A 21,894-nucleotide genomic window follows, 5' to 3' on the forward strand; every position below is an offset into this window, starting at 1 on the left:
CGATTGGCAACCCTGTCCGGCGCATGACTCCTTTCATGGCCCGCATTCTTGCCCTTGCCCCCATCGCCCGTCCCGCCGTTGCGGCGGAGATTCTGCGCGCCATGGTCGTGTGCGGCTGCGCACTGGCGCTGATTCTCGCCAGGGCCGAACTGCCCTTCTGATCGGCGGGAATGTGCTCTCGGCACACGCGCCGGAAAACTTTCCATTCTGTTTCAAAATGTTTTGACGCACCCGATTGCGTCTTATCGTTTCTGCTGCACTGCACATCGTGTCTGCTGCGATGCAGCAATGAATTGTCACGATTGGTCGATGCAAACGAAATCATCGTCTCCCAATCTAGGCGTTCACGCGACTTGAACTGGAGATACCCCATGCAACCCACGACCGAAGCCGAGCGGGCGCGTCTTCGCCAATCGCTGATCGGGAATTTTCTGCTATTGCTGTTCGGCCTGGGCGTGCTGGGCTTCCTGGTCGCCGTCGACAGGGCCGAATGGTTCACCCTGCGGCCGGTTTCGGGAACCTCGGTCGCGCTCTCTCATGCCGCCACCACAAAGACGGCCATCCCCGTCAAGGATAAGGCGGCGACTGCCGTGGAGGAATCCATCAACCGATGATCGTTACCCCTTCGCTGCAACCCGTCCAGATCCTGCGCGAGATCTGGAAGCCGATTACCCTGCTGTTCGTCTGGGACGTCATCGTCACGGTGACGTACTTCATGCTGCCGTTCCATGCGCCCGAACTGCCGGTGACGCTGTTCGGCTCGGCACTGGCGCTGTTCCTCGGCTTCCGCAGCAATTCCGCCTACCAGCGCTGGTGGGAAGGGCGCGGCCTCTGGGGGCTGATGATCAATGCCAGCCGCAACATCGCGCGTAGTGCCCGCAACTTCATGCCGGATCCGGAAGCCACCGAGCTGAAGCGCCGGGTGGTGCTGCGCCAGATTGCCTACGTCAACGCGCTGCGCTGCCAGCTGCGCCGCATCAAGCCCGACGCCGAAGTGCTGCGCATGCTCTCGCGCGGGGATGCGGACGAATCGCTGGAACGCACCAATGTCGCCAACGGCATTCTCGACGATACCGGCCGCCGCATCGACGAGGCCCGCCGCAAGGGCTGGATCGACACCATCCAGCAGACGCAGATGGAAGCCGTGCTGGTGGACATCGCCAATGCCCAGGGCGGCATGGAGCGGCTGAAGAACACGCCGCTGCCGTACCAGTACCGCTTCTTCCCCACCGTCTTCACCCACATGTTCTGCATCCTGCTGCCGATCGGCCTGGTCGAGACGCTGGGCGTGGCGACGCCGCTCGGCTCGACGCTGGCGGGCGTGATGTTCCTGGCGGTGCTGGCGATCGGCGACGATCTGGTCGATCCCTTCGCCAATACGGTGCACGACCTGCCGCTCAACGCCATGTGCCGCACCATCGAGATCGACCTGCTCCAGTCGATCGGCGAGGAAGCGCCGCCGCCGATCCTGCCGGACAAGCACGGCATCCTGTGGTGATTGCGCCCAAAACGCTCTAGAGGCGGTCCATGGCCAAAATAGACCGTCTTGAGCGCATGGACACCCGCCGCGCCGAACTCGAAAGCGAATATCGCGCCGCGCTGGTCGCGGCGCTCAAGGTGACGGCGGCGGGGCAGTGGGGCCTGTTCGGCCACAACAAGGACAAGCAGGCCCGCGCCAAGGCCGCGCCGCTGGTGGACGGGCTCACAGAGTTGGCCGACGAGATCGACGCGTTGCGCGATCAGCTCGATATGGAGCCGTTTGCGCTTCACGCCGAATTCCTCGCCGCGTGCGGGCCGGTATCCTCGCATGCGGTGGGGGAGCCCAGGCAGGCGCAGGCCTGGCTGGATCGGCTGGCGCAGGAGGGCTAACCTTTGCGCAACTCGCGCTAAGGAGCCGTGATGCGTCTTTCCAAGGATCGCCAGACCGCCCGCGCCAGCATACGGCTGGGCAAATGGGCGGAACTCGACGCCCGCACCGATTTCAGCCCGCCCGGACTGGTCGCCGTGGGCATGCTGGTTTCGGGCATTCTGCTGAGCACCAGTGTTCTGGTGGCAGCGGCTGGACGGGCCAAGGCGCGACGGATTCGGGCGCGCGGGGATCGCAGCCTGCGGGGCTGACTATCCGGACGTTTCAAACAATCCAGTCTAACCTCTCCCCGTCATCCCCGCGAAGGCGGGGATCCCGCTTTTTCTTGAGGCGGGGCGCAAAGGAAGCGGGGCCCCCGCCTTCGCGGGGGCGACGCAAGTATTGGAATTGCGGACGTCGGGTGCGGAGATCCGCCCGCCGGGATCACTCCGGCGTGGCGAACCAGATCACGTGCTTGGGTCCCTTGCCGTTGCTGCGCGAGGGCACCTTCACTTCGTCCACCTTGAACCCGGCGCGTTCCAGACGGCGGGTGAAGGCGGGATCGGCGCCCGCCGACCAGACCGCCAGCACGCCGTCCGGGGTCAGCGCATTGCGCGCCGCGCGCAGGCCGGCCTTGGAATAGATGACGTTGTTGTCCTCGCGCACCAGCCCGTCGGGGCCATTGTCGACGTCGAGCAGGATCGCATCGTAGGCGGCGCGCGATCCGTCGATCACGTGCGCCACATCGCCCATCACCAGATTGACGCGCGGATTGTCGAGGCAGCCCTGCGCCAGCTCCGCCATCGGCCCGCGGGCCCATTCGATGATCTCGGGCACCAGTTCGACCACGGTGATCTTCGAATCCTCGGGCAGCGTGCGCAGCGCGGCGCGCAGGGTGAAGCCCATGCCGTAGCCGCCGATCAGGAAGTGGGGGCGCTTGGTGATGCCCTTGATGCGCTCGTAGGCCATCGTCGCGAGGGCTTCCTCGCTGCCCCACTTGCGCGTGGACATCAGCTCGTTGTGCCCCAGCACGATCATGTAATCGGAATCGTGCTTGTAGAGCTCCAGCTTCTCCCCATCGGGAATCCACGCGGTGTCGATCAGCTCGCGGCGAATCATGCCGGAAGACCTTCAAGCAGGTCCGGCGCGGTGGATTCGGTCCTGAGCATGGCGATGGCCTCGTCGAGCGTCATGACCTTCTGGTGCTCGGCGCCCAGCGTGCGGATGGCGACGGTGCCTTCCTCGGCCTCGCGCTTGCCGACCACCACCAGATGCGGAACCTTCTTCAGCGAGTGGTCGCGCACCTTGTAGTTGATCTTCTCGTTGCGCAGGTCGGTCTCGACCCGCACGCCAGCGGCCTTCAGCTTCTGCGAGACTTCCTGCGCATAGCTGTCGGCATCGGAGACGATCGTGGTGACGACCGCCTGGACCGGGGCGAGCCAGACCGGCAGCTTGCCGGCGAAGTGCTCGATCAGGATGCCGATGAAGCGCTCGTAGGAACCGAAGATCGCGCGGTGCAACATGACCGGGCGGTGCTTTTCGCCGTCCTCGCCGATGTAGTGGGCGTCGAGGCGTTCGGGCAGCATGCGGTCGGACTGGATCGTGCCGACCTGCCAGGTGCGGCCGATCGCGTCGGTCAGGTGCCATTCCAGCTTGGGCGCATAGAACGCGCCTTCGCCGGGAAGTTCTTCCCAGCCATACTCCTCGGTGGCGAGGCCGGCGCGCACGACGGCGTCGCGCAGTTCGGCTTCGGCCTTGTCCCACTGCTCCTCGGTGCCGATGCGGTTGTCCGGGCGCAGCGCCAGCTTGATCGCGTAAGTGAAGCCGAAGTCCTTGTAGACGCGGTCCGCCATCTCGCAGAAGGCCTGCACTTCGCTGACGATCTGGTCTTCGCGGCAGAAGATGTGGCCGTCGTCCTGCGTGAACTGGCGCACGCGCATCAGCCCGTGCAGCGCGCCGTGCGGCTCGTTGCGGTGGCAGCAGCCGTTCTCGACGATGCGCAGCGGCAGGTCGCGGTAGGACTTGATGCCCTGCTTGAAGATCAAGACGTGCGCCGGGCAGTTCATCGGCTTCAAGGCCATCCACTGCGCGTCGTTGGAGATGATCGGGCCGTCATCCTCGGTGTTGGGCACTTCGTCGGGGATGACGAACATGTTCTCGCGGTACTTGCCCCAGTGGCCCGAGGCTTCCCACTGCCGCGCGTCCATGACCTGCGGCGTCTTCACTTCCTTGCAGTCGGCCTGGCTGACGGCGCGGCGCATGTAATCCTCGAGCGCGCGATAGATCACGTAGCCCTTGGGGTGCCAGAACACCGAACCGTGCGCTTCGGCCTGGAGGTGGAACAGGTCCATCTCATTGCCGAGCTTGCGGTGGTCGCGCTTGGCGGCTTCCTCGAGGCGCGTGAGGTGGGCGGCCAGCTGCTTCTTGTTGAGCCAGCCGGTGCCGTAGATGCGGCTGAGCATCGCGTTGTTCTGGTCGCCGCGCCAGTAGGCGCCGGAAACGCGGGTCAGCTTGAAGGCCGCCGGGTCCAGCTTGCCGGTCGAGGGCAGGTGCGGGCCGCGGCACATGTCCAGCCAGTCCTCGCCCGACCAGTAGACGGTCAGCGGCTCGTCGCCCGGCAGTTCGGCGGCCCATTCGGCCTTGAAGTTCTCGCCCTGCTGCTTCCAGCGGCTGATCAGCGTCTCGCGGTCCCAGACCTCGCGGCGCAGCGGCTTGTCGGCGGCGATGATCTTGCGCATCTCCGCCTCGATCGCCGGCAGGTCCTCGTCGGTGAACGGCCCGCGCTCCGGATTGGGCGCGAAGTCGTAGTAGAAACCGTCCGCCGTCGAAGGGCCGAAGGTGATCTGGGTGCCGGGGAACAGCGCCTGCACCGCTTCGGCCATGACGTGGGCAAAGTCGTGACGGGCAAGGTCGAGCGCCTCGTCCTCGTCGCGGCTGGTGACGAGCGCGAGGCTGGCATCGCCGGTGAAGGGGCGGCTGAGGTCCACCAGCTCGCCGTCGATCTTCGCGGCAAGCGCGGCCTTGGCAAGGCCGGGGCCGATGGCGGCGGCGACGTCGGCAGGGGTGGAGCCTTGCGGCATCTCGCGAACCGAACCGTCGGGCAGGCTGATCTTGAACATCTCGGACATCGAACTCGTCTTTCCGGTTTCCGGCTGCGCGCCGATTTTGTGGCCCAATGGCACAGGCGCGCGCGCGGGTGAAGCTTTTGCGCCTTAGAAATTCGCTCGATTCGGGAAAGAGACGCCGCTCGCCCGAACCCCGGGCGACGGTGGCTGCCTGCTCAGGCCGCGACCCACCGTCCCCGGGAGCGCCGGGTGGTGGTAGTGGTCGTGCCAGTGGTGGTGCACAGCTGCGTCATCGGTGCGAATGTAGCGATTGCCGGCCGGGATGTCATCCCGTCATTGTGAATGTAAAGGACGCTTGACTCCAATGATGCGGGGTGACAAGTTTGCTTTACATGACCGCCGGGCTGCTCCGGCGCGGACCGGAGTGGTTTTCGACATGACGACTTTTCGCAAGAACCCCGCCTATCGCCGCTATCTTCGCCGGATGCTGCCGCTGAGCCTGCTTTATGTCGGGGCGATCGCGCTTGCGGTGCGGCTGATTCCCGACCATGCGCCGGCCGATGCCCGCACGATCGGCCTGGCCCTGCTGCCGGGGCTGGCGGTTGTCGGCTGGGTCTGGGCGATGGGGCGCTTGCTGGTCGAGCTCGAGGACGAGTACTTGCGCATGCTGGAAATTCGCAAGTTCCTGGTGGCGACCGCATTCACCCTGGCCGTCTGCAGTGTCTGGGGGCTGCTCGAACTGTTCGCCCCCACGGTGCCCAGGCTGGCGCTGTTCTTTGTCTTCCCGCTCTGGGCGCTGGGGCTGTTTGTCGGGATGCTGTTCAATCGCCTGACCATGGGCGCCCACTGCCCGGCATGAAGAACCACCTCAAGGACCTGCGCGCCCGGCGCGGCTGGAGCCAGCAGGATCTCGCCGAGCGGCTGGACGTCAGCCGCCAGAGCGTCAACGCCATCGAGACGGGGCGTTACGATCCCTCCTTGCCTCTGGCATTTCGCATCGCCGAGATCTTTGATATGAGGATCGAGGACATATTCCAGAAGGGGTGATGGACGATGAACGGGCGGGCGGGCCTGTCAGGACGCGGGCGCAGGATCGGCGCGTGGGTGGCTATCGTGGCGGCGCTTGGCCTTGGCCTCGGTGCGCTGCACGAAAGCCTGTCCGCCCGTCATGAGACGGCGGAGCGCGGCGCGCCCACCGGCACCACTATCATCGTTCGCGTGATCGGACCCGTTCTGCTCTAGGTCGTAAACGCATAAACGGCACCATCGAGGCGCCCAAATGGCGAACAGCTCGGGCCGAAGGTGCCGCCGGGCGGGCTGGTTGCCCGTCCAAGGCCGCTTCGGTTCGAGATGGAAGCCATTTGGGCGTCGCTGCGGGATTTGCCAAAAATGGCCCAGCGCTGCGTCGGGAAGTCTTGAAATATCGACATATTCCAGCGTCTTCCCTCCTGCCGCTGAGCCATTTTGCCGCAAACCTCGATGGTGCCGTTTATGCGTTTACGACCTAGGGGTTGGGCCACGGTTGGTCTGGTGCTGCAAGATTCGCTTTTTGCGAAGTTTCGATCGCCCGCTCAGTGAACCGTCACGCGGCGCTTGCGCCAGGCCAGCCGCTCCAGCGCCGCCACCACCACCCATGCCGCCGCCATGCACACGAACGGCATGACCGGATAGTGGAAGCGTGACTGGCCCGAGAACACCAGGCAGATCGCGGTCGGATAGAGCGCCAGCCCATAGGGCAGCAGCCACCAGCCCGCCCAGCGCATGCGGTCATGACGGCGGCGCAGGGTCATCACCGCAAGCGCCAGCGCGAAGCCCAGCATCAGCAGCCCGTAATAGCCCTGGTTGATCCAGCGCACCGCGCGGTAGACCCCCTCGGCCCCGGCATACCCCGGCGCGCCGCCCTGATAGGCCCATTCTGCCTCGCCATCGGGCAGCCAGAGCCGCGCCAGCTTGCGCGGGGCAAGCGCGAGGAACTTTCCGGGGTTCTGCCTGATCCACGCCATGCCCAGCCGCCGTGCCTCGCCGTCGCGGGCAACCTCGTCGAGATCGCCGCGCGCCATCAGGCGGTCCACCACCGGCGCATCGGGTGAATAGTCGCCATTGGCGCGGTCGTGGTTGCCGGTCAGCAAGGTGTAGCCGCCATTGGTCGAGACCATGACCCAGTGCCCCAGCTCCACCCGGTTGCGCACCGTCCAGGGCGCGATCACCACGGCGGCGGCGGCCAGCACCACCAGGGCGTCGAGCACGAGGCCGGGCAGGCGCTTGCCCATCGGCTTCATCCGCAGCCAGTCGATCGCGAAAAGCAGCGGCACCACCACCAGCGTCTGCGCCTTGACCAGCGTGGCCAGGCCGAACACCAGCCCGGCGCCGACCAGCTGCCAGCGGTTCTCCCGCACGATCACCGCCCAGCACCCCGCCATCAGCAGCAGCGTGTAGAACACCTCGGTCAGCGCCAGCGGCACGTAGCCGATGGCATTGGGATAGACCGCGAGCAGCAGCAGCGCCAGCCGCGCCGCCGCCTCGCTGGCGAACAGGCGGCGCCCCAGCGCCAGCGTCAGCCCGCCGATCAGCAGCGAGGAGACGAGGTTGAACACGCCCAGCGTCACCGCCGAGGCGCCGAACCGGCTGAACGCCAAACCCAGCACCGCCGGCCAGCCGACCGGCCAGAACGCGGTCGGCGCCCCGTCATTGCCAAGATACCCGCGCCCGGCGGCAAGGCTCGCCGCACGGGAAAAATACCACTCGGCATCCGAAGTCGGCACCAGGTCGATGAACAGCACCGCCACCCGCAGCGCGAAATAGAGCGCCCAGATCGCCAGCAGCACCGACCGCTCGGTGGCGAACCATTCGAGTCGCAGGGCCAGCCGGCCGGGACGTGTCGGAAAATCGAGAATCTGCGCGGACATGATGCTGCGGCATCCTGAGGGAGGTGCTTTAACATCGCCTTACGCGGTTCGGCGCTTCGGGGGCAACCGTTGGGACGGGGGGGAGCGGGAAATGGGCTTCGACCATCCCGCAGATCTCCGTCATCGCGGCAGAAGCCGGGATCGCTGCGGGTCAGGCGGACGGTTTCAGAAGAAAGGAAGGGAAGATTCCGGGGCCCTTCGATAAACTCAGGAGATCCCCCGGACCCTCGGAACGTCTGCCTTGCGCCACGGCTCGCAGGGGCTTCGACAAGCTCAGCCTGAGCGGGTGGAGAGGGCAGCTTTGGGTGGAGAGCGGACGTCTACGCTTTTGTTGAAAGCTGTGACAAGATGCGCTCGTACTCGCGCAACGCCGCCAATTTCCGGATCCGATGATACCGAAATAGTACGCCAAGTAGGACCAACGGCGACTCCGCGAGCAAGAAACGTAGCCAAAATAACGGCACTTCCGTCGTTTCAACCAAGCCTCTGAAATCGCTCCAGATCAAATACGCTAGCGACCCAACCGCGACAATACCACCCATTGCAAAACAAAACAGTTCGGACGCACGGGGCGGCATTATCGGGCGCACAAAGTTCATGGCCAGACTATAAGCTGAACACCTGCGCTGACAATGCTGAAGCGCAGTTCGAATTTACCATAACGACCACAATGGGGCGCTAGCGGTCTTTGAATACACCCCCTGCGAACCGAAAGATACTGATGCAGAAAAAGCGGAAAACTACCATGAATAGGACCGCTGATGGCGCGAGCCAAAGTAGCTGCCTATCCCAGCCTAAGCCGAGATGAAACAGTTGATCAAAAATTGTTGCTAGCCACAGAGGCGTCAAAAAAGCTGCGGTAAGCCCGAGCATTACGTTCATGGCTTTGCGCTGACGATGAATATGCCGTTGGCTAATCATTTCGAGACCCTCGCACTTAAACTGATTAACAGCAACTGATCCCGCATCCCCACGGTAGCAACGGTCTTGAACGCCAAATAGTTTTACGACGGTGAATGTCCGACATGGGGCGAATCCGGAACGCCTGCATGAGGATGAAAATCCCTAAAAGCAGCCACAACCATCCGCCCTTCTTTCCCGCCTGGCCTCTTGCCCCCGCCGGTCCGTGCCCCCAACTATCGCGCGCATGACCGAACTTCGTTTCCACGAGATGCCCGACGGGCGTCAGATCGCCCATCGTTTCACGCCCGGCCTCGGCCCGACGATCGTGTTCCTGCCCGGCTACATGTCCGACATGACCGGCAGCAAGGCCGCGGCCCTGTTCGACATGGCGGTGGCCAGCGGCCGCGCCTGCATGCTGCTCGACTATTCGGGCTGCGGCCAGAGCCCCGGCGCGTTCGAGCATGGCACCCTCAGCCGCTGGCGGGACGAGGTGATCGCGCTGATCGAGGCGGCGAACTTGCGTGACGTGCTGCTGGTCGGCTCGTCGATGGGCGGCTGGCTGATGCTGATGGTTGCCGAGAAGCTGGGAGACCGCGTGAAGGGCATGGTCGGCATTGCTGCCGCGCCGGACTTTACCGAATGGGGTATTGCCCAGATGGACAAGAACGTTCTCGCCGATGGCGAGACGATCTGGGAAGACAATCCCTACGGCCCCGAACCCACGCCCACCCACCCCGGCTTCTGGGCCGACGGGCAGGCCAACCTCATGCTGGACAAGGTCATTCCCTTCGACGGCCCGGTGCGCCTGCTCCACGGCCAGCGCGACGATGACGTGCCATGGGAAATCGGGGTGCGGCTGGCCGAAAAGCTGCGTTCATCCGAGGTGCAGGTGACTCTCATCAAGGACGGCGACCACCGCCTCTCGCGCGATGCCGACATCCACCTGCTCCTGCGCAGCGTGGCCGAGCTGGTCCTCGCCCGCAACCCGGCGGCCTGACCCGGAGACCATCCCCCCATGCCCCTGCTGCTTCCCCTCCTCCTGATGCAAGCCAATGTCGATGCGGCGGGCATCGCCAGCCCTTACGCCTCGCAGCTCCCCAAGGAGATCGTCGAGAAAAAGATGGAGGAGGAGCGCAAGCGCCGTGCCGAGCAGGCGGCGCAGGCCGCAGGGCCCGCCATTCCCGAATCGAACACCGGCTGCATGCTGGCGGTCGAATCCGATCCCGCCGGTTCCGCCGAGATCGCCCGCAAGGCCATGGCCGAGGCGCAGGGCCGTGCCCGCGTGCGCGCCGGGCTCTGCCTCGGCGCCGCGCTTTCCCAGCTTGACCGCTGGGGCGAGGCGCGCACCGCCTTTGTCCAGGCGCGCGACGCGGCCGATCTCGAAGACCATCCCAGCCGCGCGCGGCTTGGCGCGATGGCGGGCAGCGCGGCGCTGGCCGACGGCAAGCCGGGCGATGCGCTCTCGCTGCTCGCCCCTGCCGCCGCCGATGCCCGCCAGACCGAGGACAAGGAACTGCTGGCCTCGATCGCGCTGGACCGCGCGCGGGCGCTGGTGGCGCTCAGCCAGCCGGACGAGGCGGGTAACGCGCTGGCCGAAGCCCGCGCCGCCGATCCCGCCAATGCCCAGGCCTGGCTGCTCTCCGCCACCCTCTCGCGCCGCCAGAACAAGCTGATCGAGGCCCAGACCCAGATCGAGCAGGCCGCCTCGCTGGCCCCGCAGGATCCCGAAGTCGGCCTCGAGGCAGGCGTCATCGCCGTGCTTGCGGGCCGCAACGAGGCGGCGCGGCGCAGCTGGAACTCGGTTGTCGCCACCAGCCCGGACAGCCCGCAGGCGGCTACCGCCAGGGGTTACCTCACCCAACTCGGTTCCGACGCCAAGGCGCCCCCCGCAAAGGCCAGATAATGCTCCCACTCTCCGTTCTCGATCTTGTCCCCGTCCGCGAAGGCGGCACGGTCTCCCAGGCGCTGGCGATCTCCGCCCGCACCGCGCAAGTCGCCGAAAAGGCCGGCTACAAGCGCTTCTGGGTGGCCGAACACCACGGCATGGACGGGATCGCGGGCGGCGCCACCTCGGTCGTGCTCGCCCATATCGGCGCGGCGACCGAGTCCATCCGCATCGGCGCGGGCGGCATCATGCTGCCCAACCATACCCCTTACGTGATCGCCGAGCAGTTCGGCACGCTGGCCGCGCTGTTCCCCGGCCGCGTCGACCTTGGCCTCGGCCGCGCGGCGGGCGCCGACGGGCGCCTTGCCAATGCGCTGCGCAAGGACATCGTCGGCGCCTCGCAGCATTTCCCGCAGGACGTGGCGGAACTGCAGGCCCGCTTTGCCGGACAGGCGGTGGGCGGGGTCTCCTCGCCGCAGGCGGTCGGCGCCGATGTCGAGATGTGGATCCTGGGCTCCAGCACCTTCGGCGCGCAGCTGGCGGCGATGCTGGGCCTGCCCTACACCTTCGCCTCGCACTTTGCCCCGGCCATGCTCGACGAAGCCGCGCGCATCTACCGCGAACGCTTCCAGCCCGGCAAAGTGCTCGACAAGCCGCACTTCATGGCCGCCATCAACGTCTACGCCGCCGACAGCGACGAGGAAGCCCACTACCTCGCCTCCTCCACCGACCAGAGCTTCGTCGCCCTGCGCACCGGCACGCCCGGCAAGATGCCGCCGCCGATCCGCGACTACCGCGAAAGCCTGCCCGGCTCGGCCCGCGCGATGCTGGCGCAAGTCCGCTCGGTCAGCGCGATCGGCACCCCGGCGAAAGTGCGCGACGAAATCCTCGCCTTCCAGAAGCGTACGCAGGCGGACGAACTGATCGTCTCGGGCGCGATGTTCGACCCGGATGCGCAAGTGCGGTCGCTGGAACTGGCTATGGGGGCCATGGAAGGCGTCAAGGCCTGAGGAAGAAGGATTAAGCAGGGGAGCATAGCCCCCCTGCACCCCCAATACCGTCTCCGTGGTCCCCTGCGCTATCCGTTGCGCGCCCATGGGGGCGTCGGGAGACATATTGGCTGCGCCGCAGGGAGTGCAAAACGCGGCTGCGCGCGCAACGAAGACATTCCGAGGGTCTGGGGGATCATCCCCCAGGACTTCCCCTTTCTTCCTTCAACCTCCCCAAAGCCCAGACAGCCGCATCCGCCACCCCTTCATCCTCATCCGAACACAGCGCCTCAACCAACGGCAGCAGCGCCGCCCGCCCGCTGTTCCCCGCCGCATAGAGGCAGTTGCGCACGAAGCGATTCCGCCCGATCCGCTTGATCGGCGAGCCGGAGAACAGCTTGCGGAAGCCCGCGTCGTCCAGCGTCAGCAGGTCGCCGAGTTGCGGCGCGGTCAGTTCGGCGCGGGGGAGGAAGGCCTTGATGGTGTGGGCGGTCTCGGCGAACTTGTTCCACGGGCAGACGGCAAGGCAGTCATCGCAGCCGTATATCCGATTGCCCAGCGCTGCGCGGAATTCCTCCGGCACCGGCCCCTTGTGCTCGATGGTGAGGTAGCTGACGCAGCGCCGCGCATCGAGGCGGTAGGGCGCGGGGAAGGCGGCGGTGGGGCAGGCGTCCTGACAGGCGCGGCACGATCCGCAGCGGTCGCGGCCGGGCGCGGAGAGCGGCAGGTCCAGCGTCGTGTAGATTTCGCCGAGGAACAGCCAGGAGCCATGCTCGCGGCTGACCACATTGGTGTGCTTGCCCTGCCAGCCCAGCCCGGCGGCGGCGGCGAGGGGCTTTTCCATGACCGGGGCGGTATCGGTGAAGACTTTGACCCCGGCCTCGCCCAGCCCGCGCTTGCGCGCTTCCTCGACCAGCCAGCGGGCGAGGTGCTTGAGCGCCTTCTTCACCACGTCGTGATAGTCGGCGCCCTGCGAATAGACCGAGATGCGGCCCACGTCTGGCACTTCGGCCAGCTGCAGCGGGTCGGACGCCGGGGCGTAGCTCATGCCCAGCGCGATGACGCGGCGGGCCTCGGGCCACAGGCCCTGGGGGGAGCGGCGATGGTGGGCGCGGTCGGCCATCCACTCCATCGATCCGTACATGCCCGCCTCCAGCCACGAATCGAGACGGGCGGCGCGTTCGGGGTCCTCTTCGGCGGACGCGATTCCGAAGGCGCAGAAGCCCAGTGCGCGGGCCTGCGCTTCCAGATCACCCTTTAACAAGTCCAAGGGGGTCAAATCACTTAGAGGGTTGTTAACCAAGCTTGCGGATGCTCCGGTTCACGGGATGGGGGTAGACGGCCTTGATGAACATCGCACTAGGAGATTGGCCCGTGGCCAGCAATGAGGGAGCCGATCCGGCGCACGTCGATCCGCGTCCCCTTGCGATCGAGGCGAGCGGGCTGGTCAAGCGCTTCGACGGGTTCACGGCCGTCGACGGGGTCGACCTGCGGGTGCCGGTGGGCGCGGTCTACGGCATTCTCGGCCCCAACGGCGCGGGCAAGACAACGACGCTGCGCATGCTGCTCGGCATCATCGACCCGGACGCGGGCACGCGCCGCATCCTGGGGGCGGAGCGGCCGCACGATGTCGCCCACGCCATCGGCTATCTGCCCGAGGAGCGCGGGCTCTACCCGGCGATGAAGGCCACCGAGGCGATCGCCTTTCTGGGCGCGCTGCGCGGATTGCCGCTGAAGGAAGGGCGCCGCCGGGCGCACGAACTGCTCGAACGCCACGGCCTCGGCTATGCGGCGGAGCGGCAGATCCGGCAGCTTTCCAAGGGCATGGCGCAGCAGGTGCAGATCCTCGGCACGCTGGTCCACCGCCCGAAGCTGGTGATCTTCGACGAGCCGTTTTCCGGGCTCGATGCGCTCAACCAGGGCAAGCTGGAGCGGATGATGCGCGGCCTTGCCGAAGACGGGACAACCGTGATCTTCTCCACCCACGTTATCGCCCATGCCGAGCGCCTCTGCGACGATGTGGCGATCATTGCCGGCGGCAAGGTGCCCTTTGCGGGGCCGGTCGATGTCGCGCGCGACCGGATCCGCCCGCAGGTGCGGTTGGAGACCCGCGCGCGCGGGGGGGCGTGGCGGGCCGCGCTGCCCGCGGACGCCCGCAGCGAAGGCGCGTTCTGGATCTTCTCGCTGCCCGAAACCGGCGTGGAGCCGCTGCTGCGCGCGCTGATCGAGGGCGATGCGGGCATTCTCTCGCTCTCCATCGAGCGGGCCGGGCTGCACGATGCCTTTGTCGCCATCGCCGGCGAGGCGGCGGCGCGGGCGCTGGAGGAAAGCCCGGAACAGGACCAGGGCCAGGAGCAGCGCCGATGAACGATGCCATGCGGACCGGCCGACTTTCGGTGCTGGCGGCGGCCTGGGTGGTGGCGCGGCGTGATTTCACGGCGATCCTGTTCAGCCGCAGCTTCTTCTTTTTCCTGCTGGGGCCGCTGTTCCCGGTGATCGTCGGCGGGCTGGCGGGCAGTGTCGGCGCGCGGGTACAGGCGAGCGCGGAGCAGCCGCAGCTCGGGGTCGTCATGCGCGGCGCCGATATCGATGCGCTCGGCGCGGCGCGGGCGCGGCTGGCGCCGGTTGCGGGCGATGCCTTGCCGGGGCTGGTGGTGCTGCGGCGGCTTGGCCCTGGCGAATCGGTCGATACCGCACGGGAACTGGCGGCGAAGAAGGGCAATGTCGCCGCCGTGCTCTCGGGCAACCTCGCCATGCCGGTGCTGACCGGGCCGGAAGGCCTGATCCATGACTGGCGCGGGCCGGTCTCGATGCTGGCGGCGCAGGCCCGTTCGGGCGAGGCGTTGGCCTATCCCGAAGTCGCCCTGCGGGTGGCCGCCACCAGCACCGCGAGCGAACGGCGCGGGCGCCTGACCACGGCACAGAGCGCGCAGATGATGCTGTTCCTGCTGACGATGATGCTGGCGGGCATGGTGCTGTCCAACCTCGTCGAGGAAAAGGGCAACAAGATCATCGAAGTGCTGGCTGCGGCCATCCCGATGGATTCGGTGTTTTTCGGCAAGCTCTTCGCGATGCTGGGCGTCTCGCTGGTCGGCATCGCGACATGGACGGGGGCGGCGGGGCTGCTCTATCTGGCGCATGGGCCGCTGTTCCCGGCGCTGCCCGAACCGGCGGTCGGCTGGCCGCTGCTGGTCACGCTGGGCGTCGTCTATTTTGCCATGGCCTATCTCCTGCTGGGATCGGTGTTCCTCTCGATCGGCTCGATGGCCTCGACGGTGCGCGAGGTGCAGACGCTGTCGATGCCGGTGACGATGCTGCAGCTGATGGTGTTCTTTTTCGCCAGCTTCGCGATGACCCAGCCCGGCGGCCTGATGGAACAGGCGGCGATGCTGTTCCCGTTCAGCTCGCCTTTCGCGATGCTGGCGCGCGGCGCGCAGGACCCGGCGCTGATGCCGCATGTGCTGGCGATCGGCTGGCAGGCGCTCTGGGTGCTGATCCTGGTGCGCATCGGCGCGCGGCTGTTCCGCTCGCGGGTGATGAAGTCGGGCCCGGCGCGCCTGCGCAAGCGGCGCTGGGGGCGCAGGCGTGTAACCGGAGAGCAGACTGCATCGAACTGAAAATATCCGCTAAGCCTGGCGGATATTTCGGGAGAGGCGCGATGATGCTGCGGTCCACTCGTCGTCAGATACTCGGCTGGCTGGGAGCGGGGGCCGCACTGCCGGTACTTTCGGCTTGCGGCAATGCGGCGGAGGCAAAGGACTATCCGGTGCGCTTCAGCACCGCCGAATGGCGGCGGCGGCTGACCCCGGCGCAGTTCCACGTGCTGCGCAAGCAGGGGACCGAACGTGCGTTCTCCTCGCCGCTCAATGCCGAGCACCGCAAGGGCACGTTCCTCTGCGCGGCGGACGGCCATCCGCTGTTTTCCTCGGCCACCAAGTACGACAGCCATACCGGCTGGCCCAGTTTCTGGAAGCCGCTGCCCGGCGGGATCGAGACCGCGACGGACTACGCGATCGGCGTGCCGCGCACCGAAGTCCACTGTGCGCGCTGCGGCGGGCATCTTGGCCATGTCTTTGATGACGGCCCGCCGCCGACCGGCAAGCGCTATTGCATGAACGGGGCGGCGATGACGTTCCGGGCCGGGTGAGAGGGGATCATTCGCCCGCCAGCGGGGCGAGCGGATGCTGGATGCGATAGGTGCGCAAGGCGAGCTGTTCGAGGCTCAGCAACTGGTCGAAGACCAGTCCATAGGCAGGATGCTGGCGCCAGCACACGGTGGCGTCGAAATGCGGCAGTTCGCGGGCGCTGAAGCGCAGTTTCTGGCCGATGGCGAGCAGCTGCTCGGTCTCGATCCCGGCGCCTTGCCGGGACAGGTCCTGGATCATCGCGAAGTGTTCCTGACCGGCGAAGGCGATCAGCGCCGGGTGCTCGACCTTGAGGCGGACCGGGCGCTTGGGGAAAGGACCGGCCTCGGCGATGAAGCGCAGGAGGTCGACCGGGGCGGTGAAACGGAAGCCCGCCTCGCCTTCCTGTTCCCAGACGCATGCGATCGGGAAACTCTCGCCGGTGGTGATTTCCAGCGCAAAGCCGCTGCTGTCGGGCCGCAGCGGCGGCAGCGGATGGAACAGCTTGAGCTTGACCCCGCTTTCCGAGACGTCGCGCACGATGCACAGGTATTCGCAGCCGTCGGCCAGCAGCTTGGCTTGCCGCAGCAGCAGTGCGAACCGCGGCTGGACGCGCTGCTCCGGGGCGGAATCGCCGGAGCTCGGGCTATCCGCCGGGGGCGGGCCATCATCCGGCTGGCGATCTGCGGAAATCATGTCGCGAGGCACCCTTTTTCTGCCCGGGCCGGAGATCCGGCTGGGGCGCAAACCAGCATCGCCGAACCGCCAGGGCCGGGAATCGGTATCAGAAGGAGCTAAGCGGTCGATGTCCTGCGTACCGGCAGGAACGTTACCGAAGCGTAAAGGGCGGCGCGAAGGGCCAGTACGCGAAGGGCGAGTCCGGGAAGGACGAGTGCGGGGGATAACAGGTGCGGGAAGAACTGGTGCGGGCGGCGGGACTCGAACCCGCACGATCAAGGATCAGGGGATTTTAAGTCCCCGGCGTCTACCATTCCGCCACGCCCGCACAGCGCATCGTTCACGCACTCTGCCGCGCATGTGAGGGGCGATCTGACAGATTGAAGCGACAGGAGCAACAGTGGCGAAGGGCTATCGTGAGGATAGCCCTTGGGAATACACGCGTGAAACGGACATCAATGGCTGGCGGCACAGGCCATGTCCCGCCCAGGTGCGTTTCAGGTGCGTTTCAGGTACCCCTAGGTGTCTTTCAGTCCACGTTGAGGCGCGCGCGCATTTCCTTGCCCGGCTTGAAGTAGGGCACCCGCTTTTCGGGCACTTCCACGCTTTCACCGGTGCGCGGGTTGCGGCCCTTGCGGCTGTCGCGATGACGGGTCGAGAAGGCGCCGAAGCCGCGCAGTTCCACCCGGCCACCATCGGCAAGGCGCTGGGCGATCTCGTCGAAGAAGGTATCGACCGCACGTTCGACGTCTTCCCCGCGCAGTTCGGGATTTTCCTTGGACAGGGCTTGCAGCAGTTCGGATCTGATCATTGCGCACCTTCCCTAGAGCCAGCGGGAAAAATTTCCGCCGGAAAAAATCCGCAGGCCACGCTCGAATCACAATATTTCGTGTGACTTGGGCAAGCTTGTTCGGGAAAATGCCATCACCGGCCATTTCGCGCAATGCTACGACAGGATGAGTCCGGATCGGCCCGCGACTCGGGGGCAGCGGCCGGGACGGCACGGTGCCGCGGGTGCTTTCGCCCATTTACAGCGCCGATTTGCCCGTTAACGTCGCGCTCTTTGCCGCTACGGGCGGCCGTGAAAGATGCACAAGAGGGCGCATGAAGGATATCGGAACCTGGAATGAGGGGGACTGGGTCGGCGCGATCGGCGCGGTCCTGCTGTTCGCCATTTTGGCCATCGGCGGCGTCATCGCCTCGCGCAAGAGCCAGGAAGTGGTCGGCCACCCGCGCGGCCTGTTCGTGCTGTTCTACACGGAGATGTGGGAACGCTTCTCGTACTACGGGATGCGCGCGCTGCTCATCCTCTATCTCACCAAGCACTGGCTGTTCGATGACGGCAAGGCGAACCTGATCTACGGCGCCTATACCAGCCTCGTCTACATCACTCCGGTGCTGGGCGGCTATCTCGCCGACCGTTATCTCGGCCAGCGCAAGGCCGTATTGTTCGGCGGTGTGCTGCTTGCCTTCGGCCACGTGCTGATGGCGTTCGAGGGCACCGGCGGGCAGAGCGATCCCACGATCAACGTGTTCTGGCTGGCGCTTGCCTTCATCATCGTCGGCTCGGGTTTCCTCAAGGCGAACATCTCGGTGATCGTCGGCCAGCTCTACAAGCTCACCGACGAGCGCCGCGACGGCGCCTATTCGCTGTTCTACATGGGCATCAACACCGGCGCCGCGCTGGGCACGATCCTGGTCGGCTATCTCGGCGAGACGATCGGCTGGGGCTACGGTTTCGGCCTTGCCGGCATCGGCATGGTGCTGGGCCTGATCATCTTCATCGTCGGCAAGCCCGCGCTCAACGGCCGCGGCGAGGCCCCGGGGCCGCTGACGAAGAAGCGCGAATGGTCGCTCTACGTCATCGGTACGGCCTCGGTCGCGGTGCTCTGGGCGCTGATCCAGTTCCAGGCGATCGTCGGCACGCTGCTGCTGATCTCGGCCGTGGCGTTGCTCGGCTACCTGCTGGTCGAAGCCTTCCGCATGCCCAAGGAACCGCGTGAGCGCATCTTCGCGATCATCTTCCTGCTGGCGTTCCAGCCGATCTTCTGGGGTCTGTTCGAACAGGCGGGCGGCTCGCTCTCGCTGTTCACCGACCGCTTCGTGGAGCGTGGCGGCGTGCCGACCTCGCTGTTCCAGGCGGTCAACCCGATCTTTATTGTCACCTTCGCGCCGATCCTGGCCTGGCTGTGGCGCACGCTCGGCCGCAAGCAGGTGGAGCCTTCGGCCCCGGCCAAGTTCGGCTTCGGCCTCGTGCTGGTCGGCCTCGGCTTCGTGTCGCTGGTCTGGGGCGATGCGGTTGCCGGGCAGGGTGCCAAGGTCGGGGTGTTCTTCATCTTCCTGATCTACTGGTTCCACACGCTGGGCGAGCTTTGCCTCTCGCCGGTGGGCCTCAGCGCGATGAACCGCCTGGCCCCCCGCCACCTCGCCAGCTTCATCATGGGCGCGTGGTTCTTCGCCACCGCCGGCGGCAACTTCGTGGCCGGCATGATCGGCCAGGCAACCGGCGGCGAACATGGCGCGATGACCCGTGAAGGCACTGTCGCGATCTATGGCACCATCGGCTGGTGGGTCGTGGGCATCGGCGTCGCGGTCATCCTCGTCGCCCGTCTGGTGAAGCGCTGGATGCACGTCGATACGCTGAAGGACATCGAGCTGGAGGGATCCTCCGAGATCGGGCTGGAGGCGCAGGAAGCCGGCGCCCATCCAACGCTCAAGGCACACTGACACATTCAACCCGGCCCGGAAACACAGCGTTTCCGGGCCGGTTTCACAACAGGGGAATTCAAGATGACCAAATCGCCGGGATTGCGGCGCTGGACGTCGCTGCTCGTGCTGGGCACCGCGCTCACCCTGAGCGCGAACAGCGTCGATGCAAAAAAAGAGGACAAGAAGCCGGCCCCGATCGCCGCCAATCCTTATCCGTCCACCTACAAGCCCTATCCGGGCACGGCCACGGCGCTGGTCGGCGCCACCGTCTATGACGGGCGCGGCGGCAGGATCGAGAACGGCGTGGTGCTGTTCAAGGACGGCAAGCTGGTCGGCATCGGCGGCGCCGACATGGCGATCCCCGACGGTTTCACGAAGATCGACGCCGCCGGCAAGTTCGTGACCCCGGGCGTGATCGACATCCATTCGCACCTCGGCGTCTATCCCTCGCCCGGCGTCGATGCGCTGTCCGACGGCAACGAGATGACCAGCCCGACCACGCCCGACGTCTGGGCCGAGCATTCGGTCTGGCCGCAGGACCCCGGCTTTACCCGCGCGCTGGCCAATGGCGGCGTCACCACGCTGGAGATCCTCCCGGGTTCAGGCAACCTCATCGGCGGCCGCGCGGTCACGCTCAAGAACGTGCCCTCGATCACCGTGCAGGGCATGAAGTTCCCCGGCGCGCCTTATGCGCTGAAGATGGCCTGCGGCGAGAACCCCAAGCGGGTCTATGGCGGCAAGGGTCAGAAGCCATCGACCCGCATGGGCAACTTCTCGGTGGACCGTCAGGCCTGGATCGATGCGCGCAAGTACATGGACGGCGACCATGCCGACCGCGATCTTGGCAAGGACACGCTGGAAGGCGTGCTGAAGGGCGAGATCCTTGTCCAGAACCACTGCTACCGTGCCGACGAGATGGCGCAGGTGATCGATATGTCCAAGGAGATGGGCTACAAGGTCACCGCCTTCCACCACGCGGTCGAAGCCTACAAGATCGCCGACCTGCTGCGCGAGAACGACATCTGCGCCGCCGTCTGGGCCGATTGGTACGGCTTCAAGATGGAAGCCTATGACGGCATTCCCGAGAACGCCGCGCTGCTGGCCAATGCCGGCACCTGCGTGGTGATCCATTCGGACGACGAGAACGGCATCCAGCGCCTCAACCAGGAAGCCGCCAAGGCGCAGGCCGACGGCCGCCGCATCGGCATCGACATTCCCGACGCCAAGGTGGTGAGCTGGTTCACCTACAACGCCGCCAAGGCCATGGGCATCGGCGACAGGACCGGCAGCCTCGAATCCGGAAAGATGGCTGACGTGGTGCTGTGGAACGGCAATCCGCTCTCGGTCTATTCCCGCCCCGAGAAGGTCTGGGTGGACGGCGCCCTGCTGTTCGACGCGATGGACCCCAAGCGCCGCCCGGTCAGCGATTTCGAGTTGGGCCAGCCCGGTGAAGGAGATGTGAAATGAGCCGCCGCGCCATCATCGCGGCCGCGCTCGCGGCGGCCGCCTTCTCGCCTGCCGCCTTTGCGCAGGACTTCGCGATCACCAACGCCACTGTCGCCACGGGTGACGGCTCCGCGCCTATCGAGCACGGCACCGTCGTCGTGCGCGGCGGCAAGGTGGTTGCCGCCGGTGCGGGCGTGGCCGTTCCCGCCGGTGTCCAGAGCATCGACGGCACCGGCAAGTGGGTGACGCCCGGCCTCTTCGCCGCCGTCACCGACCTTGGCCTGCTCGATGTCGAGGGCGTCAAGGACAGCAACGATAGCGAGGCGGACGAAAGCCCGTTCAATGCCGCGCTTGACGTCAGCCCGGCGGTCAATCCGGACAGCGAGCATATCGCCGTCAGCCGCGAAGGCGGCGTTACCCGCGCGACGGTCTCGCCTTACAACGGCCATTCGATCTTCGCCGGGCAAGGCGCGGTGATCGACCTCGGCGCCGATCCCGATGCGGTGACCAAGGCGCGCGCCTTCCAGTTCGTGCAACTGGGCGAGCAGGGCGCCAGGCTGGCTGGTGGCAGCCGCGTGGCCGCCCATGTCGCACTGCGCAATGCCTTGCGGGAAGCACGCGAGGTGGCCGCTTCGCCCAATGCCGCGCGCAGCCCGGATGCGCTGCTGACCCGTGCCGACGCTGCGGCGCTGGCCCAGGTGATCGACGGCCGGCAGCCGCTCTACGTCGGGGTCGAGCGGGCCTCCGACATCCGCAGCGTGCTGGCGCTCAAGAGCGAGTTCCCCAAGCTTGACCTCGTGCTGGTCGGCGCGACCGAGGGCTGGCTGGTGGCGGGCGACATCGCTGCGGCCAAGGTGCCGGTGATCACGATGCCGCTGCGCGATCTGCCCTCTGCGTTCGAGGCGCTGGCGGCGACGCAGTCCAACGTCGGGCGCATGAAGAAGGCGGGGGTGAAGGTCGCCATCGGCATGTTCAATACCTCCAACCAGCCGCGCTATGCGCCGCAGGAGGCGGGCAACCTCGTCGCTCTCGGCAAGTTGCCGGGCGCCGCGGGCCTGACCTGGGGCGAGGCCTTTGCCGCGATCACCTCGGTGCCTGCCGAGATCAGCGGCCTGGGCGGCAAGAATGGCGGAGTTCGGGCCGGTGTTCTGGCGCCCGGCGCCGTTGGCGACGTGGTGATCTGGGACGGCGATCCGCTGGAGCTGTCATCGGCCCCGCTCGATGTGTTCATCGACGGCGTCAAGCAGCCGCTCGAAAACCACCAGAGCCGCTTGCGCCAACGCTACAGGAGCCTCGATCGCACTTACCTGCCCAAGGCTTACGACTGGTAAGATGCCTAGCCC

General features: G+C 66.5%; 23 protein-coding genes and 1 tRNA gene. 17 read left to right on the forward strand and 7 right to left on the reverse strand.

All coding sequences use genetic code 11. The features are described 5' to 3' along the window. Positions 1–35: 35 nt before the first annotated feature. The 5 genes from CA833_RS27160 (at position 36) to CA833_RS07200 (ending at position 2,118) form a co-directional block, all read left to right on the forward strand. Complete coding sequence (locus CA833_RS27160) at positions 36–161, forward strand: hypothetical protein (protein ID WP_255535877.1); 126 nt, start codon at positions 36–38, stop codon at positions 159–161. 210 nt (positions 162–371) lie between these two features. After that, positions 372–614: a hypothetical protein gene (locus CA833_RS07185; RefSeq protein WP_207079645.1), complete on the forward strand. Its 243-nt coding sequence runs from the start codon at positions 372–374 to the stop codon at positions 612–614. Then, positions 611–1,498 (forward strand): bestrophin family protein, encoded by an 888-nt coding sequence (locus CA833_RS07190; protein WP_207079646.1) that lies wholly within the window; start codon positions 611–613, stop codon positions 1,496–1,498. Before CA833_RS07185 ends, CA833_RS07190 begins: the two co-directional genes overlap by 4 nt. 29 nt (positions 1,499–1,527) lie before the next feature. Beyond that, positions 1,528–1,869 carry a hypothetical protein gene (locus CA833_RS07195; RefSeq protein WP_207079647.1) on the forward strand — a complete coding sequence of 114 codons (342 nt, stop codon included), beginning with the start codon at positions 1,528–1,530 and terminating at the stop codon, positions 1,867–1,869. Between the two features lie 30 nt (positions 1,870–1,899). Next, positions 1,900–2,118, forward strand: coding sequence for a hypothetical protein (locus CA833_RS07200; RefSeq protein WP_207079648.1), 219 nt, complete (start codon positions 1,900–1,902; stop codon positions 2,116–2,118). 172 nt (positions 2,119–2,290) lie between these two features. Here CA833_RS07200 and CA833_RS07205 read toward each other — a convergent pair whose 3' ends face one another. Both CA833_RS07205 and thrS read right to left on the reverse strand, forming a co-directional pair. Continuing rightward, a complete protein-coding gene (locus CA833_RS07205) occupies positions 2,291–2,965 on the reverse strand; it encodes a spermidine synthase (protein ID WP_142636404.1) in 675 nt (224 codons plus the stop codon). Next, complete coding sequence (gene thrS, locus CA833_RS07210; protein WP_207079649.1) at positions 2,962–4,974, reverse strand: threonine--tRNA ligase; 2,013 nt, start codon at positions 4,972–4,974, stop codon at positions 2,962–2,964. The genes CA833_RS07205 and thrS overlap by 4 nt, the downstream gene beginning before the upstream one ends. A 373-nt stretch (positions 4,975–5,347) precedes the next feature. Between thrS and CA833_RS07215 the strand changes: the two genes are divergently transcribed. The 3 genes from CA833_RS07215 to CA833_RS07225 are packed head-to-tail and all read left to right on the forward strand — an operon-like array spanning position 5,348 to position 6,153. Beyond that, positions 5,348–5,770 carry a hypothetical protein gene (locus CA833_RS07215; RefSeq protein ID WP_142636400.1) on the forward strand — a complete coding sequence of 141 codons (423 nt, stop codon included), beginning with the start codon at positions 5,348–5,350 and terminating at the stop codon, positions 5,768–5,770. Beyond that, positions 5,767–5,958, forward strand: coding sequence for a helix-turn-helix transcriptional regulator (locus tag CA833_RS07220; RefSeq protein ID WP_142636398.1), 192 nt, complete (start codon positions 5,767–5,769; stop codon positions 5,956–5,958). Before CA833_RS07215 ends, CA833_RS07220 begins: the two co-directional genes overlap by 4 nt. Positions 5,959–5,964: 6 nt before the next feature. Then, on the forward strand, positions 5,965–6,153 hold the full coding sequence (locus CA833_RS07225) for a hypothetical protein (protein WP_207079650.1): 189 nt from the start codon (positions 5,965–5,967) through the stop codon (positions 6,151–6,153). A 329-nt stretch (positions 6,154–6,482) separates the two neighbouring features. Here the strand turns inward: CA833_RS07225 and CA833_RS07230 are convergent, their stop codons facing one another. Next, positions 6,483–7,817 (reverse strand): glycosyl transferase, encoded by a 1,335-nt coding sequence (locus tag CA833_RS07230; RefSeq protein WP_207079651.1) that lies wholly within the window; start codon positions 7,815–7,817, stop codon positions 6,483–6,485. A gap of 1,147 nt (positions 7,818–8,964) precedes the next feature. On the opposite strand from CA833_RS07230, the gene CA833_RS07235 reads away from it, so the two are divergent. The 3 genes from CA833_RS07235 to CA833_RS07245 are packed head-to-tail and all read left to right on the forward strand — an operon-like array spanning position 8,965 to position 11,615. Further along, positions 8,965–9,717, forward strand: coding sequence for an alpha/beta fold hydrolase (locus CA833_RS07235; protein ID WP_207079652.1), 753 nt, complete (start codon positions 8,965–8,967; stop codon positions 9,715–9,717). Between the two features lie 45 nt (positions 9,718–9,762). Next, positions 9,763–10,623 (forward strand): hypothetical protein, encoded by an 861-nt coding sequence (locus tag CA833_RS07240; RefSeq protein WP_242526312.1) that lies wholly within the window; start codon positions 9,763–9,765, stop codon positions 10,621–10,623. Next, positions 10,623–11,615, forward strand: a complete 993-nt coding sequence (locus tag CA833_RS07245) for an LLM class flavin-dependent oxidoreductase (protein ID WP_207079654.1) — start codon at positions 10,623–10,625, stop codon at positions 11,613–11,615. Before CA833_RS07240 ends, CA833_RS07245 begins: the two co-directional genes overlap by 1 nt. Before the next feature lie 175 nt (positions 11,616–11,790). On the opposite strand, the gene queG is transcribed toward CA833_RS07245, so the two are convergent. Next, the gene (gene queG / locus CA833_RS07250) at positions 11,791–12,858 is read right to left on the reverse strand and encodes a tRNA epoxyqueuosine(34) reductase QueG (protein WP_242526313.1); all 1,068 of its coding nucleotides are present in this window, start codon (positions 12,856–12,858) and stop codon (positions 11,791–11,793) included. Between the two features lie 83 nt (positions 12,859–12,941). Between queG and CA833_RS07255 the strand changes: the two genes are divergently transcribed. The 3 genes from CA833_RS07255 to msrB are packed head-to-tail and all read left to right on the forward strand — an operon-like array spanning position 12,942 to position 15,741. After that, a complete protein-coding gene (locus CA833_RS07255) occupies positions 12,942–13,961 on the forward strand; it encodes an ABC transporter ATP-binding protein (protein ID WP_207079655.1) in 1,020 nt (339 codons plus the stop codon). Continuing rightward, positions 13,958–15,211 carry an ABC transporter permease gene (locus CA833_RS07260; RefSeq protein ID WP_242526314.1) on the forward strand — a complete coding sequence of 418 codons (1,254 nt, stop codon included), beginning with the start codon at positions 13,958–13,960 and terminating at the stop codon, positions 15,209–15,211. Before CA833_RS07255 ends, CA833_RS07260 begins: the two co-directional genes overlap by 4 nt. Positions 15,212–15,252: 41 nt before the next feature. After that, entirely contained in the window at positions 15,253–15,741 is a 489-nt protein-coding gene (gene msrB / locus CA833_RS07265) for a peptide-methionine (R)-S-oxide reductase MsrB (RefSeq protein ID WP_207079656.1), read from the forward strand. Positions 15,742–15,748: 7 nt separating this feature from the next. On the opposite strand, the gene CA833_RS07270 is transcribed toward msrB, so the two are convergent. The 3 genes from CA833_RS07270 to CA833_RS07280 form a co-directional block, all read right to left on the reverse strand. Next, positions 15,749–16,414: a PilZ domain-containing protein gene (locus tag CA833_RS07270; RefSeq protein ID WP_142636365.1), complete on the reverse strand. Its 666-nt coding sequence runs from the start codon at positions 16,412–16,414 to the stop codon at positions 15,749–15,751. A gap of 225 nt (positions 16,415–16,639) precedes the next feature. Continuing rightward, positions 16,640–16,724, reverse strand: a tRNA-Leu gene (locus CA833_RS07275). 201 nt (positions 16,725–16,925) lie between these two features. Next, the gene (locus CA833_RS07280; protein WP_142636360.1) at positions 16,926–17,207 is read right to left on the reverse strand and encodes an integration host factor subunit beta; all 282 of its coding nucleotides are present in this window, start codon (positions 17,205–17,207) and stop codon (positions 16,926–16,928) included. A gap of 293 nt (positions 17,208–17,500) precedes the next feature. Here CA833_RS07280 and CA833_RS07285 point away from each other — a divergent pair, with 293 nt between their 5' ends. The 3 genes from CA833_RS07285 (at position 17,501) to CA833_RS07295 (ending at position 21,882) form a co-directional block, all read left to right on the forward strand. Continuing rightward, on the forward strand, positions 17,501–19,123 hold the full coding sequence (locus tag CA833_RS07285) for a peptide MFS transporter (RefSeq protein ID WP_142636358.1): 1,623 nt from the start codon (positions 17,501–17,503) through the stop codon (positions 19,121–19,123). 63 nt (positions 19,124–19,186) lie between these two features. After that, complete coding sequence (locus CA833_RS07290; protein ID WP_142636357.1) at positions 19,187–20,572, forward strand: amidohydrolase; 1,386 nt, start codon at positions 19,187–19,189, stop codon at positions 20,570–20,572. Then, the gene (locus CA833_RS07295; protein WP_207079657.1) at positions 20,569–21,882 is read left to right on the forward strand and encodes an amidohydrolase; all 1,314 of its coding nucleotides are present in this window, start codon (positions 20,569–20,571) and stop codon (positions 21,880–21,882) included. Before CA833_RS07290 ends, CA833_RS07295 begins: the two co-directional genes overlap by 4 nt. The last annotated feature ends 12 nt before the right edge of the window (positions 21,883–21,894 follow it).

Source organism: Novosphingobium sp. KA1, from assembly GCF_017309955.1.
GTDB lineage: Bacteria > Pseudomonadota > Alphaproteobacteria > Sphingomonadales > Sphingomonadaceae > Novosphingobium.

What these genes read in the sequence shown, in the direction of transcription:
- CA833_RS27160 (WP_255535877.1), top strand. Translation starts at nt 36, where the DNA reads ATGGCCCGCATTCTTGCCCTTGCCCCCATCGCCCGTCCCGCCGTTGCG.
- CA833_RS07185 (WP_207079645.1), top strand. Translation starts at nt 372, where the DNA reads ATGCAACCCACGACCGAAGCCGAGCGGGCGCGTCTTCGCCAATCGCTG.
- CA833_RS07190 (WP_207079646.1), top strand. Translation starts at nt 611, where the DNA reads ATGATCGTTACCCCTTCGCTGCAACCCGTCCAGATCCTGCGCGAGATC.
- CA833_RS07195 (WP_207079647.1), top strand. Translation starts at nt 1,528, where the DNA reads ATGGCCAAAATAGACCGTCTTGAGCGCATGGACACCCGCCGCGCCGAA.
- CA833_RS07200 (WP_207079648.1), top strand. Translation starts at nt 1,900, where the DNA reads ATGCGTCTTTCCAAGGATCGCCAGACCGCCCGCGCCAGCATACGGCTG.
- CA833_RS07205 (WP_142636404.1), bottom strand. Translation starts at nt 2,965, where the DNA reads ATGATTCGCCGCGAGCTGATCGACACCGCGTGGATTCCCGATGGGGAG.
- thrS (WP_207079649.1), bottom strand. Translation starts at nt 4,974, where the DNA reads ATGTCCGAGATGTTCAAGATCAGCCTGCCCGACGGTTCGGTTCGCGAG.
- CA833_RS07215 (WP_142636400.1), top strand. Translation starts at nt 5,348, where the DNA reads ATGACGACTTTTCGCAAGAACCCCGCCTATCGCCGCTATCTTCGCCGG.
- CA833_RS07220 (WP_142636398.1), top strand. Translation starts at nt 5,767, where the DNA reads ATGAAGAACCACCTCAAGGACCTGCGCGCCCGGCGCGGCTGGAGCCAG.
- CA833_RS07225 (WP_207079650.1), top strand. Translation starts at nt 5,965, where the DNA reads ATGAACGGGCGGGCGGGCCTGTCAGGACGCGGGCGCAGGATCGGCGCG.
- CA833_RS07230 (WP_207079651.1), bottom strand. Translation starts at nt 7,817, where the DNA reads ATGTCCGCGCAGATTCTCGATTTTCCGACACGTCCCGGCCGGCTGGCC.
- CA833_RS07235 (WP_207079652.1), top strand. Translation starts at nt 8,965, where the DNA reads ATGACCGAACTTCGTTTCCACGAGATGCCCGACGGGCGTCAGATCGCC.
- CA833_RS07240 (WP_242526312.1), top strand. Translation starts at nt 9,763, where the DNA reads ATGCAAGCCAATGTCGATGCGGCGGGCATCGCCAGCCCTTACGCCTCG.
- CA833_RS07245 (WP_207079654.1), top strand. Translation starts at nt 10,623, where the DNA reads ATGCTCCCACTCTCCGTTCTCGATCTTGTCCCCGTCCGCGAAGGCGGC.
- CA833_RS07255 (WP_207079655.1), top strand. Translation starts at nt 12,942, where the DNA reads ATGAACATCGCACTAGGAGATTGGCCCGTGGCCAGCAATGAGGGAGCC.
- CA833_RS07260 (WP_242526314.1), top strand. Translation starts at nt 13,958, where the DNA reads ATGAACGATGCCATGCGGACCGGCCGACTTTCGGTGCTGGCGGCGGCC.
- msrB (WP_207079656.1), top strand. Translation starts at nt 15,253, where the DNA reads ATGATGCTGCGGTCCACTCGTCGTCAGATACTCGGCTGGCTGGGAGCG.
- CA833_RS07270 (WP_142636365.1), bottom strand. Translation starts at nt 16,414, where the DNA reads ATGATTTCCGCAGATCGCCAGCCGGATGATGGCCCGCCCCCGGCGGAT.
- CA833_RS07280 (WP_142636360.1), bottom strand. Translation starts at nt 17,207, where the DNA reads ATGATCAGATCCGAACTGCTGCAAGCCCTGTCCAAGGAAAATCCCGAA.
- CA833_RS07285 (WP_142636358.1), top strand. Translation starts at nt 17,501, where the DNA reads ATGAAGGATATCGGAACCTGGAATGAGGGGGACTGGGTCGGCGCGATC.
- CA833_RS07290 (WP_142636357.1), top strand. Translation starts at nt 19,187, where the DNA reads ATGACCAAATCGCCGGGATTGCGGCGCTGGACGTCGCTGCTCGTGCTG.
- CA833_RS07295 (WP_207079657.1), top strand. Translation starts at nt 20,569, where the DNA reads ATGAGCCGCCGCGCCATCATCGCGGCCGCGCTCGCGGCGGCCGCCTTC.